The organism is Spongiibacter nanhainus (assembly GCF_016132545.1).
In the GTDB taxonomy this organism is placed as follows: domain Bacteria; phylum Pseudomonadota; class Gammaproteobacteria; order Pseudomonadales; family Spongiibacteraceae; genus Spongiibacter; species Spongiibacter nanhainus.
The window spans coordinates 511,581-529,958 of the sequence record NZ_CP066167.1 but is presented as its reverse complement, the minus strand read 5'-3'; the positions used below and the strand labels follow the sequence as shown (position 1 = coordinate 529,958).

Sequence of the window (18,378 nt, the reverse complement as noted above, 5' to 3'; positions counted from 1 at the left end):
CAGAGGTTCCCTAGCTCTCCAGCAAAAAGGTGACCGGTCCATCGTTAAGCAGGGTAATTTGCATATCAGCGGCAAATTCGCCCTGGGCAACGGTGTGGTGCTTAGCCTCGGTATAGGCCACGCAGTGTTCATACAAGGCCTTGGCCTGCTCGGGCGGCGCCGCCGAAGAAAAGCTGGGGCGCAAGCCCTTACGGGTGTCTGCCGCCAGGGTGAATTGCGACACCAGCAGCACGCCGCCGTCGATATCCGCCACCGAGCGATTCATTTTGCCCTGCTCATCGGCAAAGACCCGGTAGGCTAGCATTTTATCGAGTAACTTTTCGGCGCTAAATTGATCGTCCTGTTTCTCGATACCCACAAAGGCCAGCAGCCCCTGTTGGATTTCTCCCACCACACTGCCCCCTACCTCGACTCGAGCGTGGCGAACCCGTTGTAGCAAAATTTTCAAAATTGTTCCCTACGTTGAATGACGAAGACCGCCAGCGAACACATTGCAGTGAGTGTGAACAGACCCTAGTAAGTGGGCCCCTCATCGGCCAGCAGGTCGGCGATCTCGTCGCTGGCTTTGACCAGCGCATCGGTAATGCCCGGCTCAAAGGCAGAGTGTCCCGCCTCGCGGATAACGTGCAGTTCAGCCGCGGGCCAAAGCCGATGAATGGCTACCGCCTGATCTAACGGACACAACAAGTCGTAGCGACCGTGCACAATAATACCGGGGATATCGGCAATGCTATCCATGTTCTCCAGCAACTGGTTATCGGCGAGAAAACAGTGATTGATAAAATAGTGGGTCTCGATGTGGGACATCGACACGGCCACATGGGCATTGGTCATCTGTTCCTCGATATCGTGACTGGGGCGCAGCGTGCTGCAGCGCGCCTCCCACAGCGACCAGGCTTTGGCGGCGGCCATACGGGCGACTTCGTTATCGTCGTGCAGGGCCCGGTGGTAGGCCTCAATCCAGTTTTCATCGCCAATGCGCTCCACACCCTCGGCAAAATCCTGCCAATAGTCCGGATAAACCCGGCTGGCACCGCCCTCGCTGTAGAACCAGTTCAAGTCCTGGGCGCGGCACAGGAAAATGCCCCGCAATATCAGCGCGGCAGCTCGCTGCGGGTGAGCCTGAGCGTAGGCCAGCCCCAAGGTCGAACCCCAGGAACCCCCAAACACCACCCAGCGCTCTATGCCCAGCTGCTGGCGAATCACCTCAATATCGGCAATAAGGTGCGCTGTGGTGTTGTTCTCTAAGCAGGCGTGGGGCGTTGAGCGGCCGCTGCCGCGCTGATCAAAGCAGACAATACGGTAGCGCTCCGGGTCGAAAAAGCAGCGCGCCTTGGGATTGCAGCCCACACCGGGCCCGCCGTGCAGAAACACCACCGGCAAGCCGTCGGGGTTGCCGCTTTCCTCAACGTAGAGCACATGGGGGGCATCCACCGCAATTTGGTGGGTCGCATAGGGTTTGATATCGGGATAGAGCGACTGCATAAGGGCCTTCTCCACACTGGTGTTTTACCAGTGTAGCGCAGAAGGCCCTATCGAGTGAGGGTGGATTCTACTTGGTGGCGCGCTTGCGCTCGTTTTCAGTGAGCAGTTTCTTGCGCAGACGAATGCTTTCCGGCGTCACTTCCACCAGCTCGTCGTCTTCAATAAATTCCAGGGCCTGCTCCAGGGTATGGCGAACTGGCGGCGTCAGCGTTAGCGCCTCGTCAGTACCGGCGGCGCGGACATTGGTGAGCTGCTTGGCTTTAGTCGGGTTAACCACCAGGTCGTTGGAGCGGGCGTGAAGACCAATGATCTGGCCTTCGTAGATTTCCTCACCGTGGCCCAGAAACAGCCGGCCGCGATCCTGCAGGTTGTAAAGCGCGTAACTCAAAGTCTTGCCCTTGACCATGGATACCAACACGCCATTTTGGCGGGTGGCCATCTCGCCGCCCTTCACTTCACCGTAGTGGTCAAACACTGTAGTCATAATGCCGCTGCCGGAGGTCAACGTTAGGAACTGGCCGCGGAAGCCGATAAGGCCCCGAGCCGGCGCCATAAACTCTAATTTAACGCGACCTTTACCGTCGGGCTCCATGTTGGTCATTTCCGCCCGGCGCAGGCCCAGCTCTTCCATCACGGCGCCTTGATGCTGCTCTTCAACATCAATCACCACCAGCTCGTAGGGCTCCTGAACAACGCCATCCACTTCTTTTTGTACTACTTCGGGGCGGGAAACACCCAACTCAAAGCCTTCGCGGCGCATGGTTTCGATCAATACCGACAGGTGCAATTCACCGCGGCCGGACACCTTAAATTTATCGGGGCTGTCGCCCTGCGCCACCCGCAAGGCAACGTTGTGGATCAGCTCCTGATCCAAACGGTCCTTGATATTGCGGGAGGTAATAAACTTGCCCTCTTTACCGGCAAAGGGCGAGTCGTTGACCTGGAAGGTCATGCTCACGGTGGGCTCGTCCACCGACAGTGCCGGCAGCGCTTCGGGGTGGGCGGGATTACACAGGGTATCGGAGATATTCAGCCCCTCAACACCGGTAATACAGACAATGTCCCCTGCTTGAGCCTTGTCGACTTCCACTCGCTCCAGGCCGTGGTAACCCATTACCGTCAACACCCGACCCTTGCGCTGCTTGCCGTCGGCACCAACCACCACCACCTGCTCGTTGGTGGCCATGCTGCCCCGGCTGATCCGGCCAACACCGATAACACCCACATAGCTGTTGTAGTCCAGTGCCGACACCTGCATCTGCAGCGGCCCATCGACATCCACATCAGGGACCGGCACCTTGTCGACAATCATCTCGAACAGCGGCGTCATGTCCTCAGCCAGCTCGTCGGCCTCCATTCCCGCCACGCCGTTCAGGGCCGAAGCGTAAACGATGGGGAAGTCCAACTGCTCGTCGGTGGCACCCAAGCGATCGAACAGGTCAAAAACCTGGTCGATAACCCAATCCGGACGCGCACCGGGGCGGTCGACTTTGTTGACCACTACGATGGGCTTGAGACCCCGCTCAAAGGCCTTCTGAGTTACAAAACGGGTTTGTGGCATCGGTCCGTCTACGGCATCCACCAGCAGCAGCACCGAATCCACCATCGACAACACCCGCTCCACTTCGCCGCCAAAGTCGGCGTGCCCTGGGGTGTCGACGATATTGATGCGGTAGTCGTTCCAACGGATCGCGGTGTTTTTGGCAAGGATGGTAATGCCCCGCTCTTTCTCCTGATCGTTGGAGTCCATAATCCGCTCGGCGCCCTCGTTGCGGCGGTCCAGGGTGCCGGACTGGCTAAGCAATTTATCCACCAGAGTGGTCTTGCCGTGGTCGACGTGGGCGATAATCGCGATGTTGCGTAACTGGTTGATCTCAGTAGACATAATACTTTCGTGCTCGATGTGCCCCGGTCAGCGCCAAACACAGGACCGGTGGACCATGAATTGCGGAGGGGGGATTGCGTAAAAGGTCGCGATTATACCGGTGTTTACATGACGGAAGCACGACAAATTGCCCGAGCCAAGGGGCGGATGCGCCTTTTTGCCGCAAAATCACCGAATTTACCGCCACCGGTAGGCAGCACAACGCCGGAGCATACCGATTCTGCCTGGAGGAGGGCAGAAAACCGGGCTATGCTGAACATTGAATATCGCGGTTTAAGGAGGAACCCGTGCCAATACATCGCCACTTTTTCGCAGTCGCATTTACCGTGACCGCCCTGCTGTCCGGGTGTGGTGGTGGAGGCGGCGGAAGCAGTTCCAACCCAAGCCAACCCAGTGGCGACTATACTCCCATCAGCTCCACCCGGAACACGGCAAGCTGCAGCGTTGTGCCAAGCGGAGAGTCACCCTACGATATCGCTAGCTACTACGGCTGTGGCGATCAGAATACCGGCCTTATCGGCACCTGGATGGTAGTGGCTGATGCGCATATCACCGGCGCCGCTCTTTCCCACACTGAGTTCAATGGGGTGATGCGCATGACCATGCACATCACTGAACACAATAGCACCCAACTCAAGGTCAGTTACTGCCCGGATGAGGCCATTCCCAACGCAGCGCCACTGCAGGCGCTTATCCCCAAGGGCAGTGACAGCTTCACCATCCGAGATCCCATGAGCAATGCCGACATCCATTTCTCGGTAGTCGACCCGCACACCTTGCAGGGCGAGCACCAAACTTCTGATGCTGCCAGCCCTTTGCAACAAGTGACTGTAGAGCGCAGCACAGTCCACGCCCGCAAGCTTTCCCAGCAAGGCAATCTCCCTCCCGGACACATTGACCTGTTCTATCGCTACGATAGCCGTCAGAACTCAGCCAACTTCTCAGAGGCGAAATGCGTGCTGCAAGCCGAAGGGGATCTCCGCCGCTTTAGCAACAGTGGCGGCCTAAGCCAAGCTCAAGAGGGCACGCTGACCTCGTTCGTGTTAACGCCACGCAGTGGCAATGGCGGCAATACCATCAGCATCAGCCTTCGTGAGCTAGCAAACTCAGAAATACGCTACGCTCAAGTTTATTTCGGCGGCGAGGACGCGTTTTACGGTGCCAGCGATAGTCCCGAGGACGTGATATACAGCCAAAACGACCGCAGCGGCATCGAGTTGGATGCGGTACTTTTTGATATCAACGACACCGAAAACGAGGTCTCTTTCACAGCGTTATTTGGATTTTGACCCACTAAACAGCTAGCTCAGCACGCGCAATTTGGGCCCAGCGCGCTTTGCCGCTACAATCCACCGCAAGCCGACAACAAAAGCCAACCACAAGCCGGACAGCGACTATGGCTCAGAGCCCTGCCCCGATTACCTGGAACTCACGCCTCACCTTTATTCTCGCCGCCACCGGCTCAGCCGTCGGCCTGGGCAATATATGGAAGTTTCCCTACATCACTGGCGAGAACGGCGGCGGCGCCTTTGTACTGGTCTACTTGGCCTGCATTTTGTTGATCGGTATTCCGGTGATGATTGCCGAGATCATGGCCGGCCGGGCCGGGCGCACCGATCCGGCACACTCGATGGCGGCGCTGGCACGGGAATCCAAGGCCACACCGGCTTGGGGACTTATCGGCGGGCTGGGCATGTTGGCCGGCCTGATGATTATGATGTTTTACAGCGTCGTGGCTGGTTGGGCGCTGGACTATGTGTGGCAAAGCATCACCGGCGGCTACGGCGACTCTGCAGAGAGTATCGAAGCCCACTTTAACACCCTACTGAGCAGTGACTCTCAGCAGCTGCTGTGGCATACGCTTTTTGCCGCTATCACCGCTGCCGTGGTGGCGGCCGGGGTCACCCGGGGCATTGGCCGGGCGGTGGATATTTTAATGCCCACCCTGCTGCTGTTTATGGTGATGCTGGTAGTCTACGCCTTTGTTAAAGGCGACTTTGCCGCCGGCATGCATTTTATGTTCGACGCCGATTTCAGCAAGCTCAGCGGCGAAGCCATTTTGGTAGCCATGGGCCACGCTTTCTTTACCTTGAGCCTGGGCATGGGGGCAATCATGGCCTACGGCGCTTACTTCCCCGGCCACGCCTCCATTGGTAAAACCGTGTTGGCGATCGCCGCGATGGACACCGTCATCGCCCTGATGGCGGGGGCGGCGATGTTTCCGCTGGTCTTTGCCAATGACCTCACCCCCGGGCAAGGCCCCGGGCTGATGTTTGTCACCCTGCCCATCGCCTTCTCGCAAATTGAAGGCGGCGCCTTTTTCGGTAGCATATTCTTTATTCTGGTCAGCATCGCCGCCCTGAGTTCATCAATCTCTTTGATTGAACCCGGCGTGGCCTGGATGGAAAAACGCGGTCTCAAACGCCCCATCGCCACATTGATGCTGGCCGGCGTCGCCTGGGTGGGTGGGTATTTCAGCATTCACTACGGCGCGGTCTTTAACGCGCTGGACTACATTACCGCCAATATCATGCTCCCCCTAGGTGGTTTGTTTATCGCCTTGTTTGTGGGCTGGGTGATGCCCGCCCAGCGCACACTTTACGAGAGCGGCATGGCCGGCGGCCCCGCCTACCGCAGCTGGCGCTTTGTGCTGCGCTACATTGCTCCCATCGGCATCCTGGTGGTGTTTATCAACAGCTTCCTGTAAGCCGATAGGCTCCCAGTCAACTTCAATATTAGTAACCATCAATATAAGCGATACCCAATGAAAAACCTTCTGCGTCTGTTTGTCTTTGCCAGCTTGGTATTGTTCGCCATGCTTTACTATTACAGCGGGCAAGTAAAAGACCACTATCAGGAGAACGCTAGCCGCTATTTGGACCAGGCCCTGACGGAGATCAGCTATTGGGAAGCATCGCGTATGAAGCCGCTGCTGGCACAGGAGGCACTCGCGCAGGTGAGCGATGAGACTCTGGAAAAGCTGGTGGACCACTACCGCCACCTGGGGCGCTACCAATCCATGGATGAGCCGCAACTGTCGCGTATCAGCGCCGCCCTGTCGCTGTTTGGCGGTGCGCCAAAACTAAGTTATAGCAGCCGGGTCACCTTTGAGCATGGCAAATCCATCATGACCGCCACGCTGACTCTGCAAGATCAGCGCTTCAAGCTCTACAACTTTAATCTCGGCAATATTGAGTAGCGCTGCTTAATCGCTCAACAGGCTCTTTGACAGCACTTTCCGCAGGGACTCTGACACAGGCTGAGGTCGATGCTGGTCGACATCCACCCACACAAAGGTCATATCGCCATCTGCCACCAGAATCTCCCCGTCCTCCGAGTGCAGCGACTGATAAAGGGTGAAACTGGTATTGCCAATGCGACGCACCCAGGCCCGAGCACGCAGCGGATTGGGATGGCGCCATTCGGCGCGAAAATCCAGCCCACCGCTAGCGACGACCATAGCGTGCTTACCTCCGGCGGACAGAGCCTCGAGCTTGCCTTTTACAATCCAGTTAACTCGCGCTTCTTCCAAGTAGCGAAAGTATTGCACGTGATTGATATGCCCCATGGCATCGTGGTCAAACCAGCGGGGATAAATGAGTTCGTCAAAAAGGGGGATAACATCGTTACTCATGATGGGCGATAAACCTTTACGTTAGTGAAACCCTGCTCCACAAGGTGGGCCGCGTGCAAACGGCTCATCACGCCCTTGTCACAGTAGAGTTGGTAGGTGCGGCTCTGGTCGAGCTGCTCAAAGCGTTGGTGCAACTCATAGAAAGGCAGCGACTGAACTTCACCGTTAGCCAATTTAAGAGGATGGCGGTCCACCTCGTTAGGGTGACGAACATCCAATATGACCGCCTCCGCCAGCGGGATGGGCAGCACCTCCACCTCTGGCAAGCTGCGATCCTCGTCGGCAAGCTCATCGATGTTGAGGTACTCAGCATTGGCGACCGCCTGTTCCAGTATCGCAAAGTCGAAATTGGCCTCTTGGGCCGCGATCTTCTCTGGCTTGGCCCGAGTCGTTGGCTTAACCGAGATCACCCCGCAGTATTCCGGCATATTGGCGGCAAATTCTTCTGTGCCGATCTTGGCTGCGGTGTGGATAATATCCTGCTTGTCCATGGTGATAAGCGGCCGCAGCACCAAAGTATTGGTCACACTGTCGATCACCGAAAGATTGGCCAGGGTCTGACTGGACACCTGAGCCACGCTTTCACCGGTCACCAGTGCAGGCGCCTCCATTGCCTCGGCGACCTGGGAGGCAGCTCGCAGCATCATGCGCTTGAGGATAACCCCCATCTGGGAGTTTTCTACATTTTTAAGGATCTCCGCCACCACGTCCTCAAAGGGCACACTGACAAACTTAACCCGGTGGGACGCGCCATATTTGAGCCACAAATACAGCGCCACCTCTTTCACGCCAATTTCGTGCTCGCGACCGCCGAGATTAAAAAACACAAAGTGCGTGCGCAGACCCCGCTTCATGGTGAGGTAGCTGGACACCGTGGAATCAAAGCCACCGGATATCAGCGACATTACTGAATCAACGCTGCCAATGGGAAAACCACCCAAGCCCTCATAGCGTCGCCGCACCACAAACAAGCGGTCTCCACGCACCTCAATGCGCACCACCACTTCCGGCTTGCTGAGATCGACGCCGGCGGCGCCAGTATGCTGATTAAGGCCACCGCCGACGTAACGCTCTACTTCACTGGAGTTGAAATCGTGAGTCCCGGTTCGCTTACAGCGCACCGCAAAGCGCTTGCCCTCAAGGCTGTCGCCCACCGCTGCCCGGGTTTTTTCGTAGATGTCGTGAAGATCATCGAAGGGGTAGTCCGCCACCTCTTCGATGTGGGCGATGCCCGGGGTATTGCTCAGCACCGCGACGATATCCGGCAGCAGCTCGCTGTCCGCATCGCTGGTTACCGTAATACGGTCCCAGTCACGCTCTACCTGTATGGCATCGTCAATTGGCAGCAGCAACTTGCGCAGGTTGTCCCGCAGCTGCTTGATAAACTTCCGGCGCACCGGTTTGCTCTTGATGATGATTTCAGGGAATAGCTTGACGACGAACTTCATGGACCCACCGGGGCTGTTGAGCAGGGCGGGCATTATAGCGGGTGATGGCAACACCAGCATCCGTAGATATTCTCAGCGCCAAATCGGCAAAAGCACCAAAATGGATCACATAAGCATCATTTTGCACTATATTGTGTCACCATGCGCGGCGCCACGCACAATTATTACGCACAGCCCGCCAGGCGCCCTTCAATTCCCGCAGGAATGGGCACCCAAATATGGCATACACCTTGCTTGCAAAATCGCTGAGATTTGCTTGCCGGAAGGCTCCGCTATGCGGCGGTTGGCCTGGAGCATATAATCGCTGCTTTCGGCTTCGCCGAGGCACAAACCATATAAAGACTCTCTTTTTGGAGGACGTTAAGAATGTCAGAGAAGACTCTGAAGTTAATCGCCGATAACGACGTGAAGTGGGCGGACCTGCGCTTCACCGACACTAAAGGTAAAGAGCAACACGTAACCGTACCCGCGAGCGAAATCGATGCTGGCTTCTTCGAAGACGGTAAGATGTTCGACGGCTCTTCCATCGCCGGCTGGAAAGGCATCAATGAGTCCGACATGATCCTGATGCCGGATGACGAGGCCTCATTGCTGGACCCCTTCACCGACGAAGCCACTGTAAACATCCGCTGCGGCATCGTTGAGCCCTCCACCATGCAGGGCTACAACCGCGACCCTCGTTCTATTGCCCAGCGCGCTGAAGATTACATGCGCTCTACCGGCATTGCCGACGGCGTACTGTTTGGCCCCGAGCCCGAGTTTTTCATTTTTGACGACGTCAAATGGAAAGTCAGCATGGAAGGCGCCAGCTACGCGATCGCCTCTGACGAAGCCGCCTGGAAATCCGGCGACAACTTTGACGAAGGCAACATCGGTCACCGTCCTGGCGTTAAAGGCGGCTACTTCCCCGTTCCCCCAGTAGACAGCCTGCACGACCTGCGTGGCGCCATGTGTAACGCCATGACCGATATGGGCCTGGAAGTGGAAGTACACCACCACGAAGTGGGTACTGCAGGCCAGTGTGAAATCGGTGTTGGCCCCAATACTGCCGTTAAGAAAGCCGACGAAGTGCAAGTACTTAAGTACTGCGTACACAACGTTGCTCACGCTTACGGCAAAACAGCCACCTTCATGCCCAAGCCTGTCGTTGGCGACAACGGTAGCGGCATGCACGTTCACCAATCTCTGAGCAAAGACGGCCAGAACCTGTTCTCTGGCGACGCCTACGGCGGCCTGTCTGAAACTGCCCTGTTCTACATCGGCGGTATCATCAAGCACGCCCGCGCTATCAACGCCTTCACCAACGCGTCTACCAACTCCTACAAGCGCCTGGTTCCCGGCTTTGAAGCACCGGTTATGCTGGCCTACTCAGCTCGTAACCGCTCGGCGTCTATCCGGATCCCCTGGATCCCCAACCCTAAAGCGCGCCGTATCGAAGTTCGCTTCCCCGACCCCTCTGCCAACCCTTACCTGGCCTTTGCGGCCATGCTGATGGCAGGCCTGGACGGCATCCAGAACAAGATCCACCCCGGCGACGCGGCAGATAAAGATCTGTACGACCTGCCCGCAGAAGAAGCTGCCAACATCCCGACTGTGGCTTCCAGCCTGGAAATGGCTCTGGACGCACTGGATGCGGACCGCAGCTTCCTGACCGCCGGCGGCGTCTTCGACGACGATATGATCGACGGCTACATCGAGCTGAAGCGCGAAGAAATTGAGCGCCTGAACATGACCACTCACCCGGTCGAGTTCGAGATGTACTACAGCGTGTAAGGCTGACTCAGCTGAACACAAAGCCCGCTCCGGCGGGCTTTTTTTATGTCTGTAGATATTGCTCGCCAGCACCGGGAGGCGCAATATAAGAGCAAGCGTTTAGAGTCGCCGCTATGCAGCCAGCCACCATCATCATCGCCCTATTGGCGCTGCTGTGTACTTCAGTTACAGCCAGCGCAGAGATTTACCGCTCCACCGACGACAGGGGCAACCCGGTGTATTCCGACACCGCCACCCCAGGCAGCCAGGAAGTGGACCTGCAACAACCCAACACCACCCCTGCCGTAGAACCGACTCCCCCATCACGCCCCCAGAATGACGATAACAACGACAGCTACGCGCCGCGCATCCGCATTACTCAACCCACCGACGGTCAGGTACTGCCCAACGGTCGACTTCCCACCACCGTCAGGATAGACAGCGACCTCCCGCTACGGGCGGAACACCAGCTCACCCTCAGTATCGACGGCACCCCCCACACACTGTCAGCCACTACCCCAACAACACACCGCATCCCTCTGCTTTCCCGGGGACCCCACACCCTAAAAGCCACACTAAAGGGCGCCAACGGCAAAGTCTTAAGCAGCGACAGCACTCACATTATCGTGCACTGGCCGGGCGGATAAGCTCCACTTCGCACCACGATCACACAGGCCCAATCTTCTATCACTCGAGTGCACCAATTATTAACTAATGCACTATCATTGTGCTTTGCGCCGCTTATACTTACCGCAAAATGTCCTATAAGCAGGCACTGCCTGCTCGAAAGCGCCGCACTAAAACAATGCGCTCTCGGCAGTTGGCCGCTCTCAGCGTGTATTTGCGCCACCGGGGGACCTTGGCTTCCTATGGCCTGAATTTTGCTATCACCCAACCCATAACGACGAAAGCAGCTACGGTATGCCACCCAATAGCATTCACCACCACATTCTCGACAACTTGAAAACGGCGATCCTGTTGGTCGAGCCGAACCTGACGGTGAGCTATATCAACCCGGCTGCAGAGTCACTATTGGCGGTATCTGACCAGCGCATCCACGGTGAAGCGATCACCAAGTTGTTCCATGAACAGGAGGACACGCTGGTCAAGCTGCTGGACGCTATCAACAATCGCGAGGCCTACACAAAACGCGAAACGGTTCTGACCCTGCGCTCCGGCACAGAAATTACCGTTGACTACGCGGTGACCCCCATCGCCGAAGGGGATCGGACCTCATTGATCATTGAGCTGCAGCCCTTGGACCGGCTGCTGAGAATCAGCCGAGAGGAAGGTTTGTTGTCATCCCAGCAGAATAGCCAGGCACTGATTCGGGGCATTGCCCACGAAGTCAAAAACCCCCTGGGGGGCTTGCGAGGTGCTGCACAGCTGCTGGCCAGGGAGCTCGACGACCCCAAGCTCCACGACTACACCAACATCATCATCGAAGAAGCCGACCGCCTACGCAACTTGGTGGATACGATGCTGGGCCCCCACAAGGCGCCGGAGCGGCAATCCACCAATATTCACGAGGTGCTGGAGCGCGTTCGCCAGTTAATCGAAGTAGAGAACGAAGGCAGTATCCAGGTATTGCGGGATTACGACCCCAGTATTCCCGACATTATCGGCGACCGGGAGCAGCTGATTCAGGCCTTCCTCAATGTGGTTCGCAATGCCCAGCAAGCGCTGCGGCAAGAGCCACCCAGTGACGAGCCACCTACAATTATGTTGCGCAGCCGCACCCTGCGCCAATTTACCATCGGCTCCCATCGCCACCGGCTGGTATGCCGGGTCGATGTGATCGACAACGGCCCTGGCATTCCCGAAGATCTGCAACCTTCTATCTTTTTGCCGATGATCAGCGGCCGCGCGGAGGGCTCAGGGCTGGGCCTATCCATATCCCAGTCCATCCTCAACCATCACAAAGGACTAATCGAATGTCGCAGCGAACCCGGACGCACTGAGTTCTCGCTGTTCATTCCCGTGGAGAGAAATCGATGACGTCTTCTACCACCGACAACGCCGTCTGGATCGCCGACGACGACCGCTCCATTCGCTGGGTGCTTGAGAAAGCCCTCAACCAGGCCGGTATCGTTACCCGCAGTTTTGAATCCGGGGACGCTTTGCTCAGCCAACTGGAGCACGATGCTCCGGACGCCATCATCAGCGATATCCGCATGCCCGGCATTGACGGCCTCAAGCTGCTGTCGCGGATCAGCGAGATTCATCCCGGCCTGCCGGTGATCATTACCACCGCCCACTCCGACCTGGACAGCGCGGTGGCCTCTTACCAGGGTGGCGCCTTCGAGTATCTGCCCAAGCCCTTTGATGTTGACGAGGCAGTCGCCACCACCCAGCGCGCGCTGCAACACGCCAACAAGAACAAGACCGTAATGCCGGAAGAGCCGCCGATGGAAACCACCGAGATTATCGGTGAGGCCCCGGCCATGCAGGAGGTTTTCCGGGCCATTGGGCGTCTGTCCCAATCCAATATCACCGTGCTGATCAATGGCGAATCCGGCACCGGTAAGGAATTGGTAGCCCAGGCCCTGCATCGCCACAGCCCCCGGGCGGCAAAACCCTTTATCGCTCTGAATATGGCTGCCATTCCCAAAGACCTGATGGAGTCTGAGCTGTTTGGCCACGAGAAAGGCGCCTTTACCGGCGCCAGCGCCCAGCGTCGGGGGCGTTTCGAGCAGGCCAACGGCGGCACCTTGTTCCTGGACGAGATCGGCGATATGCCGCCGGACACCCAAACCCGTTTGTTGCGAGTATTGGCAGATGGCGAATTTTACCGAGTTGGCGGCCATACCCCGGTCAAAGTGGACGTGAGGATCATCGCCGCCACCCACCAAAACCTGGAAAAATTAGTACAGAACAACACCTTCCGGGAAGACTTGTTCCACCGCCTCAATGTTATTCGCATTCACCTGCCCAAGTTGGCAGAACGCCGGGAAGACATTCCCCGGTTGATGCAGCACTTCTTCACCAAGGCCGGCAACGAGCTGGATGTGGAGCCCAAACGGCTGCGCTCGGAGACGGAAGAATACCTCTGCCAACTGGACTGGCCCGGCAACGTCCGCCAATTGGAAAACACCTGCCGCTGGCTGACTGTCATGGCCTCGGGGCGGGAAATCCACATCGACGACCTGCCGCCAGAATTGCTGGAGCGCCCCAGTGGCGATGCAGCTCCCGCCTCCAACTGGCAAGACAACCTGCGCCGCTGGGCAGATCAGGAACTGATGCTGGGTAAAGACAAGCTACTGGACCGGGCAGTGCCCCAGTTTGAGCAAATCATGATTGAAGCGGCCCTGAAGTACACCCACGGCCGCCGCCGGGATGCCGCCAACTTACTGGGCTGGGGCCGCAATACGCTGACCCGCAAAATCAAGGAACTCGGTATGGGGGGTGAGGACGAAGACTGAGCGTCCCGCCCGTTTTACAGGTAAAAGCCCGCGCTACAGCCCGGCAAAGTCGCACTGGCGCCAGGCCTCGTAGCTAACCAGCGCCACCGCGTTAGACAGGTTTAAACTCCGCGCCCCCGGCATCATCGGTATACGCAAGCAGTGATCTAAGCCCAAGGCCTCGCGGATTTCCGCCGGCAAGCCCGCGGTCTCGGAGCCAAACAGCAACACGTCGTCTTCGCGATAGGCCACATCGGTGTAGCTGCGCGTGCCCTTGGTAGTGAGGGCGAAGATTCGCCTCGAGCCCATCGCCGCCAAAAAAGCAGGATAGTCGGGGTAGCGACTCACTCTGGCCAGGTCGGCATAATCGAGCCCGGCCCGACGCAGCTTTTTCTCCTCCAGATCAAAACCCATAGGCTCAATCAGGTGAAGATGGCAGCCGTTGTTGGCTACCAAGCGAATAATATTGCCGGTATTGGGGGCGATGCGCGGCTCGTGTAGGGCTATATGGAACATCTGCCGCGCTTCAACTAGAGCCTGCCACCACTAGTGGGTAGTAGATGCCGCGGCCTGTTTTTCCGCGTGCTCTTTCTTGGCCTGACGGTAGAGGGTTTCAAAATTTACCGGTTGCAATGCCAGCGCCGGGAAACCACCCTTAACGACCATTGAATCCACCGCTTCGCGCAGATAGGGGAACAGCATATTGGGGCAGGCAATACCCAGTGCCTGGCTCAGTCCTTCGCCCTCGATGCCCTGTACATAAAACAGGCCACCCTGAACGACCTCCACCAAAAATGCGGTTTGGTCGTCGTCGACTTTCGCCGTCACGGTCACCGACAACTCCACCTCGTAGTTATTATCGGCAATCTTTTTGCTCTGGGTATTCAGGTCCACCGACATCTTCGGCTTCCACTCTTTGGTGAATACCAGCGGCGCGCTGGGAGACTCAAAGGACGAGTCCTTCACATAGATGCGCTGCAACATAAACTTGGGTTGTCCGGCTTGATTTTGCTCTGCCTGAGTAGTGCCTTGATCTTGCTCTGCCATAACGCTTACCAACTCCTAATGCAGCTAGTTTCACTAGCCTTTATCTTGTTGAACTCTTTCGTTTAAGTCTGAATTTGCTGCCCTGTGCCAACTCAAGCACTGAGCATGGCATCCAAGGCGCCCTGCCGCTCCAGAGCAAACAGCTCATCGCAGCCGCCCACATGGGTATCGCCAATCCAGATTTGCGGCACAGTCCGCTGCCCGGTCCGCTGTAAAAGTTCCTGACGGAGGTCTTGCCGGCCGTCCACAGCAACTTCTGAGTACTGCACGCCCTTGCTGCCCAGCAGATGCTTGGCGCGAACACAGAAAGGGCAAAAACGGGTGGTGTAAATGGTGACTGCTGCCATGATTGAATCCTAGCTTTTAACCAGCGGCATCTGCATCGCCTGCCACTCAGTGATGCCGCCTTTAAGCCGCTGAACATTACTGTAGCCCAGCGAGGCCAACTTCTTACCCGCCGCCGATGAGTGCTGACCGTGTTTGCACACCAGCACCACCGCCTTGTCCTTGTCACTCACCACCCGGTCGATTTCTTTGTCGAGCTTATTAAAAGGTAGATTCACCGAGTCCAGAATGTGGCCCTTGCCATATTCACCTTTGTCGCGCAGGTCGATCACCACCGCCTGCTCCTGATTGAGCAGACCCACTATCTGCTGGGGGCTCAGGTTCTTACCAGCGCGCCGGGATTCGTGATAGCTCAGCAGCACCACGCAGCTCAGTAGGGCCGCCACCAGTATCCACTGCTCGGCGATAAACAGAATCAGCTTTTCCATGGAAATTCACACAAGATCAGAAAGCCGGGCAGTATACACCCCGCGACGGCAATTCTCATCCGCCAGAACGTGACCTCCAGCCCCGGCACTGGGTACAATAGCAGGATAGACCAAGCAACCATGCACTCTGACCTACCGAGCGACTCACACAGCCCTATGACCGACAGCGCCCAACGCAAAACTCCGGTGGTACTTATTATTCTCGACGGCTTTGGCTACCGGGAAGCCCCCGAGGACAACGCTATCTACCACGCCAACACCCCCACCTGGGATGCGCTGTGGTCACAGCGCCCCCACACCTTGATCTCCGGCTCCGGGCTGGACGTGGGCTTACCAGACGGGCAAATGGGCAACTCCGAGGTGGGCCACATGAGCCTGGGCTCGGGTCGCATCATTTACCAGAGCATTACTCGCATCGACAAGGCCATCGCCGACGGCGACTTTTTTGACAACCCCGCCTACACCCAAGCGGTGGATGATGCGGTGAGCAAGGGCAAAGCGGTACATATTCTGGGCTTGCTGTCCCCCGGCGGTGTCCACAGTCACGAGAACCACATCCTGGCGATGATGGAACTGGCGGCCAAACGCGGCGCCGACAAGATCTATCTGCACGCATTCCTCGATGGCCGCGACACGCCGCCGCGCAGTGCCAAGGCCTCGCTGGAGAAAGTCGACGCCAAATTCGCCGAGCTGGGTCGCGGCCGGACCGCCTCGCTGGTGGGTCGCTACTACGCCATGGACCGGGATAAGCGCTGGGACCGGGTGGAAAAAGCCTACCGCCTGCTCACCGAAGCCGAGGCCGAATATCGCTACGACAGCGCCGTTGCCGCTCTGGATGCCGCCTACGCCCGTGACGAAAACGACGAATTTGTCAGTGCCTCGGTGATTCAAGCCGATGGGCAAGAGCTGGCAGCCATCGACGATGGCGACGCGGTGATCTTTATGAATTTCCGCGCCGACCGCGCCCGGGAAATGAGCTACGCCCTGACCGACACCAGCTTCGACGGCTTCCAGCGCCGCAAGGCACCCAAGCTGGGTGCCTTTGTCACTACCGCCCAGTACGCTGACGATATTCAGTCGTCGGTGGCTTACCCCCCGGAAGAGATTGTCGACAGCTTTGGCGAAGTGCTGGAAAAAACCGGCAAAACCCAGCTGCGCATTGCCGAAACCGAAAAGTACGCCCACGTCACCTTCTTCTTTAGCGGTGGCCGCGAGGCGCTGTACCAGGGTGAAGACCGCAAACTTATCCCCTCGCCAGATGTGGCCACCTACGATCTCAAGCCAGAGATGAGCGCCCCGGAAGTCACCGCCGACCTCTGTGACGCCATTCGCAGCGGCCAGTACGACGCCATTATCTGCAATTACGCCAACGGCGATATGGTGGGTCATACCGGCGTCTTTGACGCCGCGGTCAAGGCGGTAGAAGCGCTGGACGACAGCCTGAAACAAGTGACCGAGGCGGTACTGGAAGTGGGCGGACACTGCCTGATTACCGCCGATCACGGCAACTGCGAGCAAATGCTGGACTACGACGCCGAGCAGCCCCACACCCAGCACACTACCGAGCTGGTGCCCCTGGTTTATGTCGGCAGCAAACAGAACGTTACCCTGCTGCCTGAAGGCGGCCGCCTGTCAGATATTGCCCCCACCCTGCTGGCCCTGATGGGGGTCGAACAGCCCGCGGCGATGTCTGGCCGCAATTTGATCCAATCCTAGAGCGATCTGAGGTGCGGCGGGCTGGCCTGCTACTGCTTTGTGCCTGGCTAGTATTGCCCGGCGCCCGGGCTGAGGACGCCGAGGCCACCCGCGCCCAGCTCAAGCAGCTGGACCGGGAAATCCGCCAGCTCAAAGACACCATCGGCGACAATCAGGCTGAGCGTACCCGCGAGGCCCGCAAACTCCGCGCGATAGAAAAGGACGTCGGCCGAGTCGCCGCCGAACTGCACCGCGTTAAAACCCAGCGCGATGCCCACCAGAACAAGCTCGATGACCTGCAGCGCCGCCAGGGCCTGCTGCGTCAGCAACAGAGCAAGCAAAAAGCCATCATCGCCGAGCAAATCCGCGACGCCTATACCCTGGGTCAGGAACGGCGTATCAAAATGCTGCTCAACCAGGAAGACCCGGAAAAGCTCAGCCGCATGCTGACCTACTACGACTACTTCAACGAAGCCCGCAGCGAGCAACTGGAGCGCTATCGCCAGACCCTTAGCTCACTGCAAGCGCTGATCCCGGAGATCGCCAGCGAGACTGAAAAACTCGCCGACGCTGAAGAGGAACTGCAGGAACAGCAGGCGGAACTCCAAGAGCAAAAACAAAAACGCGCCGACATCCTCGCCGGCATTGACCGGGAACTCAGCAGCCAAAGCTCACAGCTCAGCAATCTGGACAGCGAGCGCAAAGGCCTGGAAAGCGTGCTCAAGGCCATTGAGCAAGACATTACCAACATCGCTATTCCCGCCAGCTACAAACCCTTTAAAGAGATGCGCGGCAAACTGCCCTGGCCGGTGGCCGGGCGACGCCTCAATAGCTACGGCTCCTCCCGTCAGGGCAGTGCCATTCGCTGGCAGGGCATTCAAATCGCCGGCAACGAGGGCGACAGCATCCACAGTATCCACAATGGCCGGGTGGTTTTTGCGGATTGGCTGCGGGGTGCCGGGCTACTCATAATCGTCGATCACGGTGACGACTACCTCAGCCTTTACGCCCACAACGAAAGCTTGTTGCGGCAAGAGGGAGACTGGGTGCGAGGGGGAGAAGCCATCGCCACCGTCGGCAATAGCGGCGGACGCCGCCAGGCCGGGGTGTACTTTGAAATTCGCCACAAGGGCCGGCCCCGGGACCCCGCTGCATGGTGCAACTGAATTGCGCAACTGAACGGTGCAACTGATCCTGCGCCCCACTGAACTGACGCAGTGTTGCACGATCCAAGCACGATCTGAGCAGAAGCTATACA

At 57.8% G+C, this 18,378-nt stretch carries 18 protein-coding genes; 9 read left to right on the top strand and 9 right to left on the bottom strand.

The genetic code is table 11. The features are described from left to right. Positions 1–10: 10 nt before the first annotated feature. From dtd to typA, 3 genes are all read right to left on the bottom strand, one after another. Complete coding sequence (dtd, locus tag I6N98_RS02455) at positions 11–448, bottom strand: D-aminoacyl-tRNA deacylase (protein WP_198570238.1); 438 nt, start codon at positions 446–448, stop codon at positions 11–13. A gap of 65 nt (positions 449–513) precedes the next feature. After that, positions 514–1,485 carry a prolyl aminopeptidase gene (pip, locus tag I6N98_RS02450; protein ID WP_198570237.1) on the bottom strand — a complete coding sequence of 324 codons (972 nt, stop codon included), beginning with the start codon at positions 1,483–1,485 and terminating at the stop codon, positions 514–516. A gap of 67 nt (positions 1,486–1,552) precedes the next feature. Continuing rightward, entirely contained in the window at positions 1,553–3,370 is a 1,818-nt protein-coding gene (gene typA, locus I6N98_RS02445; RefSeq protein WP_198570236.1) for a translational GTPase TypA, read from the bottom strand. Between the two features lie 287 nt (positions 3,371–3,657). On the opposite strand from typA, the gene I6N98_RS02440 reads away from it, so the two are divergent. The 3 genes from I6N98_RS02440 to I6N98_RS02430 all read left to right on the top strand — a co-directional run bounded on the left by I6N98_RS02440 (position 3,658) and on the right by I6N98_RS02430 (position 6,569). Continuing rightward, the gene (locus tag I6N98_RS02440; protein ID WP_198570235.1) at positions 3,658–4,659 is read left to right on the top strand and encodes a hypothetical protein; all 1,002 of its coding nucleotides are present in this window, start codon (positions 3,658–3,660) and stop codon (positions 4,657–4,659) included. A 107-nt stretch (positions 4,660–4,766) separates the two neighbouring features. Then, on the top strand, positions 4,767–6,077 hold the full coding sequence (locus tag I6N98_RS02435; RefSeq protein WP_198570234.1) for a sodium-dependent transporter: 1,311 nt from the start codon (positions 4,767–4,769) through the stop codon (positions 6,075–6,077). 57 nt (positions 6,078–6,134) lie between these two features. Further along, positions 6,135–6,569, top strand: a complete 435-nt coding sequence (locus tag I6N98_RS02430; RefSeq protein WP_198570233.1) for a hypothetical protein — start codon at positions 6,135–6,137, stop codon at positions 6,567–6,569. Between the two features lie 6 nt (positions 6,570–6,575). On the opposite strand, the gene I6N98_RS02425 is transcribed toward I6N98_RS02430, so the two are convergent. After that, the gene (locus I6N98_RS02425; RefSeq protein ID WP_198570232.1) at positions 6,576–7,004 is read right to left on the bottom strand and encodes an acyl-CoA thioesterase; all 429 of its coding nucleotides are present in this window, start codon (positions 7,002–7,004) and stop codon (positions 6,576–6,578) included. Then, on the bottom strand, positions 7,001–8,452 hold the full coding sequence (gene thiI / locus I6N98_RS02420) for a tRNA uracil 4-sulfurtransferase ThiI (RefSeq protein ID WP_198570231.1): 1,452 nt from the start codon (positions 8,450–8,452) through the stop codon (positions 7,001–7,003). The genes I6N98_RS02425 and thiI overlap by 4 nt, the downstream gene beginning before the upstream one ends. Before the next feature lie 366 nt (positions 8,453–8,818). Here thiI and glnA point away from each other — a divergent pair, with 366 nt between their 5' ends. From glnA to ntrC, 4 genes are all read left to right on the top strand, one after another. Then, positions 8,819–10,225: a glutamate--ammonia ligase gene (gene glnA / locus I6N98_RS02415; protein ID WP_198570230.1), complete on the top strand. Its 1,407-nt coding sequence runs from the start codon at positions 8,819–8,821 to the stop codon at positions 10,223–10,225. A gap of 113 nt (positions 10,226–10,338) precedes the next feature. After that, positions 10,339–10,851 carry a DUF4124 domain-containing protein gene (locus I6N98_RS02410; protein WP_198570229.1) on the top strand — a complete coding sequence of 171 codons (513 nt, stop codon included), beginning with the start codon at positions 10,339–10,341 and terminating at the stop codon, positions 10,849–10,851. 274 nt (positions 10,852–11,125) lie between these two features. Then, positions 11,126–12,202, top strand: coding sequence for a nitrogen regulation protein NR(II) (glnL, locus tag I6N98_RS02405; RefSeq protein ID WP_198570228.1), 1,077 nt, complete (start codon positions 11,126–11,128; stop codon positions 12,200–12,202). Then, a complete protein-coding gene (gene ntrC / locus I6N98_RS02400; RefSeq protein ID WP_198570227.1) occupies positions 12,199–13,626 on the top strand; it encodes a nitrogen regulation protein NR(I) in 1,428 nt (475 codons plus the stop codon). Before glnL ends, ntrC begins: the two co-directional genes overlap by 4 nt. Positions 13,627–13,659: 33 nt before the next feature. On the opposite strand, the gene I6N98_RS02395 is transcribed toward ntrC, so the two are convergent. The 4 genes from I6N98_RS02395 to I6N98_RS02380 form a co-directional block, all read right to left on the bottom strand. Beyond that, the gene (locus tag I6N98_RS02395) at positions 13,660–14,121 is read right to left on the bottom strand and encodes a tRNA (cytidine(34)-2'-O)-methyltransferase (protein WP_198570226.1); all 462 of its coding nucleotides are present in this window, start codon (positions 14,119–14,121) and stop codon (positions 13,660–13,662) included. Between the two features lie 30 nt (positions 14,122–14,151). After that, positions 14,152–14,652: a protein-export chaperone SecB gene (gene secB, locus I6N98_RS02390; RefSeq protein ID WP_198570225.1), complete on the bottom strand. Its 501-nt coding sequence runs from the start codon at positions 14,650–14,652 to the stop codon at positions 14,152–14,154. A 92-nt stretch (positions 14,653–14,744) separates the two neighbouring features. After that, on the bottom strand, positions 14,745–14,999 hold the full coding sequence (gene grxC / locus I6N98_RS02385; RefSeq protein WP_198570224.1) for a glutaredoxin 3: 255 nt from the start codon (positions 14,997–14,999) through the stop codon (positions 14,745–14,747). Positions 15,000–15,008: 9 nt separating this feature from the next. After that, the gene (locus I6N98_RS02380; RefSeq protein ID WP_198570223.1) at positions 15,009–15,425 is read right to left on the bottom strand and encodes a rhodanese-like domain-containing protein; all 417 of its coding nucleotides are present in this window, start codon (positions 15,423–15,425) and stop codon (positions 15,009–15,011) included. Between the two features lie 156 nt (positions 15,426–15,581). Between I6N98_RS02380 and gpmI the strand changes: the two genes are divergently transcribed. Together gpmI and I6N98_RS02370 are read left to right on the top strand one after the other, a co-directional pair. Next, complete coding sequence (gene gpmI, locus I6N98_RS02375; protein ID WP_198570222.1) at positions 15,582–17,141, top strand: 2,3-bisphosphoglycerate-independent phosphoglycerate mutase; 1,560 nt, start codon at positions 15,582–15,584, stop codon at positions 17,139–17,141. A gap of 11 nt (positions 17,142–17,152) precedes the next feature. Next, positions 17,153–18,286 (top strand): murein hydrolase activator EnvC family protein, encoded by a 1,134-nt coding sequence (locus I6N98_RS02370; RefSeq protein ID WP_232787439.1) that lies wholly within the window; start codon positions 17,153–17,155, stop codon positions 18,284–18,286. The last annotated feature ends 92 nt before the right edge of the window (positions 18,287–18,378 follow it).

What these genes read in the sequence shown, in the direction of transcription:
- I6N98_RS02380 (WP_198570223.1), bottom strand. Translation starts at nt 15,425, where the DNA reads ATGGAAAAGCTGATTCTGTTTATCGCCGAGCAGTGGATACTGGTGGCG.
- secB (WP_198570225.1), bottom strand. Translation starts at nt 14,652, where the DNA reads ATGGCAGAGCAAGATCAAGGCACTACTCAGGCAGAGCAAAATCAAGCC.
- I6N98_RS02425 (WP_198570232.1), bottom strand. Translation starts at nt 7,004, where the DNA reads ATGAGTAACGATGTTATCCCCCTTTTTGACGAACTCATTTATCCCCGC.
- I6N98_RS02395 (WP_198570226.1), bottom strand. Translation starts at nt 14,121, where the DNA reads ATGTTCCATATAGCCCTACACGAGCCGCGCATCGCCCCCAATACCGGC.
- I6N98_RS02430 (WP_198570233.1), top strand. Translation starts at nt 6,135, where the DNA reads ATGAAAAACCTTCTGCGTCTGTTTGTCTTTGCCAGCTTGGTATTGTTC.
- I6N98_RS02435 (WP_198570234.1), top strand. Translation starts at nt 4,767, where the DNA reads ATGGCTCAGAGCCCTGCCCCGATTACCTGGAACTCACGCCTCACCTTT.
- pip (WP_198570237.1), bottom strand. Translation starts at nt 1,485, where the DNA reads ATGCAGTCGCTCTATCCCGATATCAAACCCTATGCGACCCACCAAATT.
- ntrC (WP_198570227.1), top strand. Translation starts at nt 12,199, where the DNA reads ATGACGTCTTCTACCACCGACAACGCCGTCTGGATCGCCGACGACGAC.
- glnL (WP_198570228.1), top strand. Translation starts at nt 11,126, where the DNA reads ATGCCACCCAATAGCATTCACCACCACATTCTCGACAACTTGAAAACG.
- grxC (WP_198570224.1), bottom strand. Translation starts at nt 14,999, where the DNA reads ATGGCAGCAGTCACCATTTACACCACCCGTTTTTGCCCTTTCTGTGTT.
- typA (WP_198570236.1), bottom strand. Translation starts at nt 3,370, where the DNA reads ATGTCTACTGAGATCAACCAGTTACGCAACATCGCGATTATCGCCCAC.
- I6N98_RS02410 (WP_198570229.1), top strand. Translation starts at nt 10,339, where the DNA reads ATGCAGCCAGCCACCATCATCATCGCCCTATTGGCGCTGCTGTGTACT.
- thiI (WP_198570231.1), bottom strand. Translation starts at nt 8,452, where the DNA reads ATGAAGTTCGTCGTCAAGCTATTCCCTGAAATCATCATCAAGAGCAAA.
- glnA (WP_198570230.1), top strand. Translation starts at nt 8,819, where the DNA reads ATGTCAGAGAAGACTCTGAAGTTAATCGCCGATAACGACGTGAAGTGG.
- gpmI (WP_198570222.1), top strand. Translation starts at nt 15,582, where the DNA reads ATGACCGACAGCGCCCAACGCAAAACTCCGGTGGTACTTATTATTCTC.